The sequence below is a fragment of the Spirillospora sp. NPDC049652 genome, from assembly GCF_040675125.1.
Lineage (GTDB): Bacteria > Actinomycetota > Actinomycetes > Streptosporangiales > Streptosporangiaceae > Spirillospora.
Genome location: NZ_JBFAOF010000359.1, coordinates 1 through 6,731, shown reverse-complemented (window position 1 = coordinate 6,731; position 6,731 = coordinate 1). Strand labels below are relative to the sequence as shown.

Genomic DNA, 6,731 nt, shown 5'->3' with positions numbered 1-6,731 from the left:
CGGGCGCGTTCGGGCTGGCCTTCCGGGACGCCCGGCACGGCGTCGCGGTCGGCGGCGACTACCGGCCGGGCGAGCCGTCCCCGGACGCCGCCGCGACCACCGGCGACGCGGGGCGCTCCTGGCGGCTCGCGCCGCGTCCGCCCGCCGAGTACCGCTCGGGCGTGACGTACTTCGGGCCGCTGCTGCTCGCCGTCGGCCCGACCGGCAGCGACGTCTCCCGGAACGACGGCCGTACCTGGACGCGCTTCGACACGGGCAGCTACGACACCGTCTCCTGCGCCCACGGCGGCTGCTGGGCCTCCGGCGAGAAGGGCCGCATCGCCCGCCTGGCCTTCTGACCGGCCGTCCTGTGAGTGGCCGCCGCGCGGGCGGCCCTAACACCGTTCGCGCGGGGTGAGGCCGGCGGTGCCGGGGGAGCGGTCGCGGTAGGCGGCGGCGAGGAGCGCCAGGAGGCGGTCCACGTCGGCGGCGTTGGACGCGACGCCGAGCGAGGCCCTGATCGCTCCTCCGGTGGGCAGGCCGAGCCGGGCGAGGTAGTCGTCCAGCGTGCGGGCGCGGGTGCTGCCCGCCGCGCGGAGCCGGGGCAGGTCGACGCCGAGCGCGACCTCGCCCGCGCCCGGGTTGCAGAAGCAGCCCGTCCGGATGGAGATGCCGCGTGCGGCCGTGTCGCGGGCGACGACGCGTTCGTCCACGATGCGGCCGCCGGCGTCCAGGACGTTGAAGGCGACCGTTCCGCCGCGCCGCCGGGCGTTCCGGGGGCCGTAGAGCCGGATCATCGGGAGCCCGGAGGAGTGCCGGAGGGCGGCGAGGCCGTCCAGCAGGCGGGTGGTGAGCGCGGTGACGTGGCCGTGGACCCGGTCCAGGCCGAGCCCGGAGATCCACTCAATGCCCTCGGTGACGTCCGGGATGGCGAGGAAGTTGAGCGTGCCGTCCTCGAAGGCGCTCTCGTCGGGGGACGGGACGTGCCAGCCGCCGCGCGCGCTCGCCGCCTGGATCGTCCCGCCCGCGAACCAGGGGCGGCGGAGCCGGGCCAGGGCGGCGCGGCGGGCGACCAGGCAGCCGACGCCGGTCGGGTAGCCGAACACCTTGTACCAGCTCACCGGCACGAAGTCGGGCTGGACGGCGCTCAGGTCGAGGGGGTTGGCGGGGACGAAGGCCGCCGCGTCCAGCAGCACGTCGTAGCCGCGCCGCCGGGCGAGGCCGATCCACTCCAGGGGGTGCTGGACGCCGGTGAAGTTGCTCTGCGCCGGATAGACGAACAGGCCGGGTGAGGAGCGGCGGCGGGGCAGCGCGGCGCGGACGGTCGCGCCGTCGGCCCGCAGGTCTCCGGCGCGCAGCGGGACGTACCGGACGCGGGCGCCCCGCGCCTTCGCGAACTCCCGGATGCCGTTCACCGAGTTGTGGTCGTCCAGCAGCATCACGAGGCGGGCGCCGCGCCGGAACGGGTAGGCCTCGCCGACCAGCCGGCACGCGCCGGTCGCGTTCGGGGTGAAGATCACCGCGTACTCGCCGGGGTCGGCGTTGAAGAACCGCAGCACGGCCGCGCGGGCCTGCTCCACCAGTTCCGTGGACGCCTGGGACGAGGGGTTCTCCGAGTGCGGGTTCCCGAAGACGCCGTGCAGGTTGCGGTCGTGGTGCGCGTCGACCAGCCGTCGCGGGGCCAGGCCCGCCCCGGTGAAGTCGAGGTAGGTCTGGCCCGCCTCGTCCAGGCGGGCGAACTCGCGCTTGCGCACCTCGTCGAACGCCGTCATCGGTGGCACCCCCGGAGAACCGGAACTCGTGCGTACTCCGACGATAAAACAGGGCAACCGGTTCGCATCGGGCACCCCTGCCGGGCCGTGGCGCCCGGAGCCGGGACGCGGAAAAGATCGGCGGACGCGTGACTCGTCCGGCGATCGCCGGGAAGGGGTAGGGCGTGACGGAACGGGCGACCACCGAGAGGCAGGCAGGGACCGTGGGCACGAGCGCGCCGCCGGACGAGGCCGAGCTGGAACTGATCGACGCCTACTGGCGCGCCGCGAACTACCTGTCGGCCGGTCAGATCTACCTGATGGCGAACCCGCTGCTGCGCGAGGCGCTCGCCCGCGAGCAGATCAAGCCGCGGCTGCTCGGCCACTGGGGCACCTCGCCCGGCCTGAACCTCTGCTACGCCCACCTCAACCGGGTCATCCGCGCCCGCGACCTGGACATGATCTACATCATGGGGCCGGGCCACGGCGGGCCGTCGGCGGTCGCGAACGCCTGGCTGGAGGGCACCTACAGCGAGGTCTACCCCGAGGTGCGGCAGGACGAGGCGGGCATGGCCCGGCTGTTCCGGCAGTTCTCCTTCCCCGGCGGCATCCCGAGCCACGCCGCGCCGGAGACCCCGGGCTCGATCCACGAGGGCGGCGAGCTCGGCTACTCGCTCGCGCACGCCTACGGCGCCGCGTTCGACAACCCGGACCTGGTCGTGGCGTGCGTCGTCGGCGACGGTGAGGCCGAGACGGGCCCGCTGGCCGCCAGCTGGCACTCGAACAAGTTCGTCGACCCGGTGCACGACGGCGCGGTGCTGCCGATCCTGCACCTCAACGGCTACAAGATCGCCAACCCGACCGTCCTGGCCCGGATCCCCGAGGACGAGCTGCGCACCCTGTTCGAGGGTTACGGCTACGACCCGATGGTGGTGTCCGGCGACGACCCGCCGCGGGTGCACGCCGCGATGGCCCAGGCGCTCGACGACGCGCTGGACGCCATCGCCCGGATCCAGCGCGCCGCCCGCGAGGACGGCGTGACCGAGCGCCCCCGCTGGCCCATGGTCATCCTCCGCACCCCGAAGGGCTGGACCGGCCCGAAGGAGGTGGACGGCCTGCCGGTGGAGGGCACCTGGCGGGCGCACCAGGTGCCGCTCGCCCAGGTCCGCGACGACCCCGGGCACCTGGCGCAGCTGGAGGCGTGGCTGCGCTCCTACCGTCCGGAGGAGCTGTTCGACGAGGACGGGCGGCCGGTCGCGGCGCTGCGCGCGCTCGTCCCGTCCGGGGACCGCCGGATGACCGCCAACCCGCACGCCAACGGCGGCCGGCTGCTGCGCCCGCTGGAACTGCCCGGCGTCCGCCCGCACGCCGTCCCGGTGGACAAGCCCGGCACCGCGACCGCCGAGGCCACCCGGGTCCTCGGCGAATACCTGCGGGACGTGGTGGCGGCCAACCCGTCGACCTTCCGGATCATGGGCCCGGACGAGACCGCCTCCAACCGGCTCGGCGCGGTGTTCGAGGTCACCGACCGGGTGTTCGCGGGCGAGCGGCGCGGCACCGACGAGTACCAGGCCCCGTCCGGGCGGGTCATGGAGGTGCTGAGCGAGCACCTGTGCCAGGGCTGGCTGGAGGGCTACCTGCTGACCGGGCGGCACGGCCTGTTCAACACCTACGAGGCGTTCACGCACATCGTGGACGCCATGTTCAACCAGCACGCCAAGTGGCTGAAGGTCGCCCGGCACCTGCCCTGGCGGGCCCCCGTCGCATCGCTGAACTACCTGCTGTCCTCGCACGTCTGGCGGCAGGACCACAACGGCTTCACCCACCAGGACCCGGGCTTCATCGACGTCGTGATGAACAAGAAGCCCGAGGTGGTCCGCGTCTACCTGCCGCCGGACGCCAACACCCTGCTGTCGGTCGCCGACCACTGCCTGCGGTCCCGCGACTACGTCAACGTGATCGTCGCGGGCAAGCAGCCCGCGCCGGTGTGGCTGCCGATGGAGGAGGCCGCCCGGCACTGCGAGCGCGGCATCGGCATCTGGGAGTGGGCGAGCGTGGACGGCGGCGCGGACCCGGACGTGGTGCTGGCCTGCGCGGGCGACGTGCCGACCCTGGAGACGCTCGCCGCCGCCGACCTGCTCCGGCGGCTGCTGCCCGACCTGCGGGTCCGGGTCGTCAACGTCGTGGACCTCATGCGCCTGGCGCCGCCCGGGGAGCACCCCCACGGCCTGAGCGACCGCGAGTACGACGCCCTGTTCCCGCCGGACAAGCCGGTCATCTTCGCCTTCCACGGCTACCCGTACCTGATCCACCGGCTCGCCTACCGGCACGCCGGCCACGCCAACCTGCACGTGCGCGGCTACAAGGAGGAGGGCACCACGACCACGCCGTTCGACATGGTCATGCTCAACGACCTGGACCGCTACCAGCTCGTGACGGACGTGATCGACCGCGTCCCCGGCCTGGGCGGACGCGTCGGGCACATCCGGCAGCGGATGGCCGACACGCGGATGCGGCTGCGCGCCTACACCCGCGAGCACGGGGAGGACGCCCCGGAGGTCCGCGACTGGGTCTGGCCGAACTGAGGGGGAGACCGATGCGCGTGCTGACGGTGAACCCCGGGTCCAGCAGTGTGAAGCTCGCCCTGCTGGACGCCGGTGACCAGGTGCTCGTCCACGCCGAGCTGCCGACCGGAGGGGCCGAGCGGGAGGCCGAGCGCGTGCTCGGCCAGGTCGCCCGCATGCCCCGGCCGGACGCGGTCGGCGTCCGGTTCGTGCACGGCGGGCGGCGCTACACCCGTCCGGTCGTGGTGGACGACGAGGTGACCCGGAACCTGCACGCCCTGGTCGACCTCGCGCCCCTGCACCAGCCGCTGTCGCTGTACGCGCTGGGGGAGATGCGGCGGGCGCTGCCGGACGTCCCGGTCGTGGCCTGCTTCGACACCGCGTTCCACGCCGGCATCCCGGACGCCGCCGCGACCTACGCGCTGCCCGCCGAGTGGCGGGAGCGGTTCGCGATCCGCCGCTACGGCTTCCACGGACTGTCGTACGCGCACGCCTCGCGCCGCGCGGCCGAGCTGCTGGGACGGCCCCGGCGCATGGTCGTCTGCCACCTCGGGTCCGGTGCGTCGCTGGCGGCCGTCCTGGACGGCCGGTCGGTCGACACGACCATGGGCTTCACGCCGCTCGAAGGGCTGGTCATGGCCACCCGCGCGGGCAGCGTGGACCCGGGCATTCCGATGTGGCTGCTCAAGCACGGCATCCCGGCGCAGGACGTCAACGACATCCTGGACCACCGCTCCGGCCTGAGCGCTCTCGCCGGCACCGGAGACATGCGCGAACTGCGGGAACGCGCCGCGTCCGGCGACAAGGAGGCGGTGGCGGCACTCGACGTCTACCACCACAGCCTGCGCAAGTGCGCGGCCGGGATGGCCGCCGCGCTCGGCGGGCTCGACGCCCTGGTGCTCACCGGCGGCGTCGGCGAGCACGACGCGGCGGTCCGCGCCCGGCTGGCCGCCGACCTCGGCTTCCTCGGCGTCCGGATCGACCCGGACGCCAACGCGGACGCGCACGGCGACGCCGTCCTCAGCCCGCCGGGGGCCGGGGTCGGCGTCGCCGTGGTGGAGGCCCGCGAGGACCTGGAGATCGCCGCGGGCGCCCGGGCGGCCCTGGCCGGTTAGGCCGGACCGCCCGGGGCGGTGCGTTCGGGCCGTGGCCCGGGGACTCAGTCGTCCAGGGCGAGGAGCAGGCCCGCCGACCAGCTGAAGTTCGGCGAGTTGAGGGTCGCGCCGGTCAGCGGGTCGTAGTTCTCGTGCAGCGCGCCGTCGCCGAGCATCCCGGACGCGTTGGCGCGCAGCCGGTCGGCGAGGGTGCGGGCGTCGGCCTTGTAGCCGTAGCCGCGCAGGCCCGTGAGCGCGAAGTACGCCTGGTCGATCCAGACCGGCCCGCGCCAGTACTTGGTCGACTGGAAGTACGGCGAGCTCTTCGACACCGTCGGGAACGGCACCTTGGTCGCGAACTCCTCCGGGTCCACCATCTTGGCCCGGACGGCCGCGGCCTGCTGCTTGGAGGCGACCCCGGCCCACAGCGGGATCGCGCCCTCGATGCCGCGCCCGCGCCCGGTGAGGGTCTTCCCGCCGTCGGCGGCCATGGCCGCGTCGTAGAAGAAGCCCGACTTCGCGTCGTACATCCTCGCCCGGACGAGCCCGGCGACCTTGGCCGAGTCCTTCTCGAACCGCGCCGCGTCCGAGTGCTTGCCCAGCCTGCCCGCGATCAGCGCCAGGTAGTGCTTCTCGGCGGCCAGGTAGGCGTTGAGGTCGACCGACTCCTGGTTGATGGAGTAGCCGACGACCTTCCCCGACGCGTCGGTGTTGGCGAGCATCTTCACGCCGAGCTCCGCGTCGAAGCGCGGCGCGTTGTCCATGCCGCTCTCCCACGCGGCGGCCTGGCGCTGGTCCTCCTCGGTCCCGTTGGCCGGGTCGACCGTCGCGCCGTACTCGGCGAGGCCGTTGCGGTCGTGGTCGCGCGTCCGGTACCACCAGTCGTGGTAGGCGACCAGCTTCGGGTACATCTCGCGCAGGAACGAGGCGTCCCGGTCCTTGAGGTAGACCTGCCAGACCGACCAGGCGGCGAGCGGCGGCTTGCTGTTGCGCTCGTTCCAGTTGCCGCCGCCCTCGGCCGGGGTGTTGTAGAAGATCGCGTCGGGGATCATGCCCGCGTCCTGCGGGCGGTCGGCGGACTTCGCGGTGATCTGGTAGTCGAACATCGAGCGGATCTGGTCCCGGGCGAGCGCCGGGTCGAACTCCGCGGTCCCGACGGCCTGCTTCCAGGTGTCCCAGGACCACAGGCCGCTGAACCACTTGTAGGTGATGGACGGCGTGATCCCGTTGTGCCGGATCGCGCCCGCCGGGCCGCGCCAGTTCGACACCAGCGTCTCGACCGACTTGACCGCCAGGCCGCGCCGCTCGGCCGGGACGCCGCGGGTCACCTTCTCGTGTGGGGT

5 protein-coding genes are annotated in these 6,731 nt (G+C 73.8%); 3 read left to right on the top strand and 2 right to left on the bottom strand.

The genetic code is table 11. The features are described from left to right. Positions 1-338, top strand: a 338-nt coding sequence (locus AB0J52_RS21980; RefSeq protein ID WP_500183677.1) for a beta propeller repeat protein, incomplete at its 5' end; no start/stop codon positions are given. Positions 339-374: 36 nt separating this feature from the next. Here the strand turns inward: AB0J52_RS21980 and AB0J52_RS21975 are convergent. Then, positions 375-1,751 carry an aminotransferase class V-fold PLP-dependent enzyme gene (locus tag AB0J52_RS21975; RefSeq protein ID WP_500183675.1) on the bottom strand — a complete coding sequence of 459 codons (1,377 nt, stop codon included), beginning with the start codon at positions 1,749-1,751 and terminating at the stop codon, positions 375-377. Between the two features lie 203 nt (positions 1,752-1,954). Between AB0J52_RS21975 and AB0J52_RS21970 the strand changes: the two genes are divergently transcribed. After that, positions 1,955-4,315: a phosphoketolase family protein gene (locus AB0J52_RS21970; protein WP_500183679.1), complete on the top strand. Its 2,361-nt coding sequence runs from the start codon at positions 1,955-1,957 to the stop codon at positions 4,313-4,315. A gap of 11 nt (positions 4,316-4,326) precedes the next feature. Continuing rightward, positions 4,327-5,409 carry an acetate/propionate family kinase gene (locus AB0J52_RS21965; protein ID WP_500183673.1) on the top strand — a complete coding sequence of 361 codons (1,083 nt, stop codon included), beginning with the start codon at positions 4,327-4,329 and terminating at the stop codon, positions 5,407-5,409. A 44-nt stretch (positions 5,410-5,453) separates the two neighbouring features. On the opposite strand, the gene AB0J52_RS21960 is transcribed toward AB0J52_RS21965, so the two are convergent. Continuing rightward, the coding region (locus tag AB0J52_RS21960; RefSeq protein WP_500183671.1) for an MGH1-like glycoside hydrolase domain-containing protein at positions 5,454-6,731 on the bottom strand (1,278 nt) is incomplete at its 5' end.